The organism is Saccharopolyspora sp. NPDC002686 (genome assembly GCF_040295745.1).
Classification (GTDB): Bacteria; Actinomycetota; Actinomycetes; order Mycobacteriales; family Pseudonocardiaceae; genus Saccharopolyspora; species Saccharopolyspora oryzae.
Map to the genome: position 1 here is coordinate 1 of NZ_JBEOVY010000620.1, position 1,949 is coordinate 1,949.

The 1,949-nt window shown below is 67.1% G+C and carries 2 protein-coding genes; one reads left to right on the forward strand and one right to left on the reverse strand.

The features are described 5' to 3' along the window. Positions 1-156 precede the first annotated feature (156 nt). A complete protein-coding gene (locus ABTZ89_RS38330; RefSeq protein WP_351054321.1) occupies positions 157-1,254 on the reverse strand; it encodes an alpha/beta hydrolase in 1,098 nt (365 codons plus the stop codon). A gap of 177 nt (positions 1,255-1,431) precedes the next feature. Here ABTZ89_RS38330 and ABTZ89_RS38335 point away from each other — a divergent pair, with 177 nt between their 5' ends. Then, a complete protein-coding gene (locus ABTZ89_RS38335; protein WP_351054323.1) occupies positions 1,432-1,893 on the forward strand; it encodes a hypothetical protein in 462 nt (153 codons plus the stop codon). Positions 1,894-1,949: the final 56 nt, after the last annotated feature.

Here is a 1,949-nt window from a genome sequence, read left to right on the forward strand (position 1 = left end):
ACCCCGCAGGGGCGGCCAAAGGCCGGGCTTGACATCCGGAGCACAGCCCCCACAATCCACCAACCACGGGGATGACCCCCACCAACAACCCAACAACCACAAGCAGCAACCAAAAACCCAAACCGCCACCAAGAAACCCCAAAGCAGCGGCAAAGTTCACCGAGCGACCTTCACCCCAACCCGCTCAACGATCCAGGGCAAAGCGTCGGCAAAACCATCCCGCCACACGTCGAACGTGTGCTCCCCACCGGGAATCACAACGACGGAAGTATCCACCCCAGCCCGCCGAGCCAACCCAGCAAGCCGCTCCACAGCAGCCCGAGGCTCAGGATCCTCCGACCCCACGACGAAGAACCCGTGCAACCCGGCAAACCGCTGATGAGTCAACAACCACTCGGGCTCATGAGCGTTGAACGCCCCCTGAGACCCGTCGAACAGCGACGAAACGGTGGTTCCGGGATCGTTCGTGTCTCCGTCCCGGGGCCCGAGCAACCCGCCGAAGTCGGCGAAGGTCGAGAAGAGGTCCTGGTGGCGCAGGGCGAGCATGATCGCGCAGCTGCCTCCCTCGCTCAGGCCGGCCACCGCCCAGTCCTTGCCCGGGTCCCGGGTCAGGAACTGGGTTCGGATGTAGTTCGGGACGTCTTCGGTGAGGTAGGTTTCCGCGTTTCCGCGCGGGCTGTTGACGCATTCCGTGTCGTCGAAGGTGGAGCCGTTGACGTCCGGCATCACCACGATCGGCGTCTTTCCGCCGTGGGTTGCCGCCCAGCGGTCCGCTGTGCGCTGGGCTTCTCCTCCGTTCAGCCAGTCCTCCGGGCTGCCCGGGGTTCCGTGGAGGAGGACGATCACCGGGAGTTTGGGGCGGGGGCTGGTGAACCACTCCGGGGGCAGGTACACCTGGGCCGGTCGGGCTTGGAAGCCGGATTCGCGGGGTGGGATCTGGACGTCGATCACCACGCCCGCGTTGCGCGGGACGGTTTTCGAGTTGAGCATCGCCAGCGAGCCTTCGTCTTCGCTGGCCGCGCCCACCGCTTGGGCGAGCGTCAGGTAGTACCCGAAGTACGCGTTCACCCCGAGCAGGACGTTGACCACGAGCAGGAGCGCGCCGATCGGGATCAGCGCGTACCGCGCCGCCCTCACGCGGAGGCGGTACGCCAGCACCGCCAGCACGACCAGCGTGACCGCCAGCACCGCGGCGCGCACCGGCCACCAGTCGATGAGTGAAAGATCGGCACCGAATTCGGCGATCGACCGCATTCCCGGCAACCTCCCGAAATCCGACCCCGCCCGAAGTGGACGCCACAAAGCGTACCGGGATCCGCCGGACGGGCGCGGGGCGGCGTCGACTTCCGCGCAGAATTCGGAACAACCGCACATGCGGTATGAAATCCAATACGTGGAACGGCTTTTCGAATCACGGGCATAATCGTCTTCGTGCGCGTGGCATTCACAGGCGTGATCGGTCCGGGTCCTCAGCTGCCCGCTTCCGTCACCGAACAGGCAGGCGGGCGCAGCCCCCTGGAGTCCGTGGTGTTGGTGGCCGCCCTGGCCGTCCTCACCGTCCTCGCGATCGTGGTCGTGAAACGGCGGCGGATGCGCAAGATCGCCATCGCGGTGCCGGTCCTGCTGGCGCTGCTGACCGTCGCCGCAGGCGTCAACAGTTACGTCGGATACGTCCGTTCCTTGGACGATTTCGGGCGGTTGCTGCTCCTGGCGAGCGGCGGCAACTCGGATTCCGAGCCGTCGACGCCGATCCCGCCCACCGTCCCCGGCGGCGTCCGCGTGGCCGACGTCTCACTCCCCGACCCCGGTCTGGGCATCCCCACCGGCCGCACCCGGGTGCTGCTCCCGCCCGGCTACGACGACCCGGCGCACGCCTGCCGGGCACCCTGGTGACCATCGGTTCGGCTCTGTACGTCACGAGCCTGTTCGCCGCGATGCTGTCGTTCCAC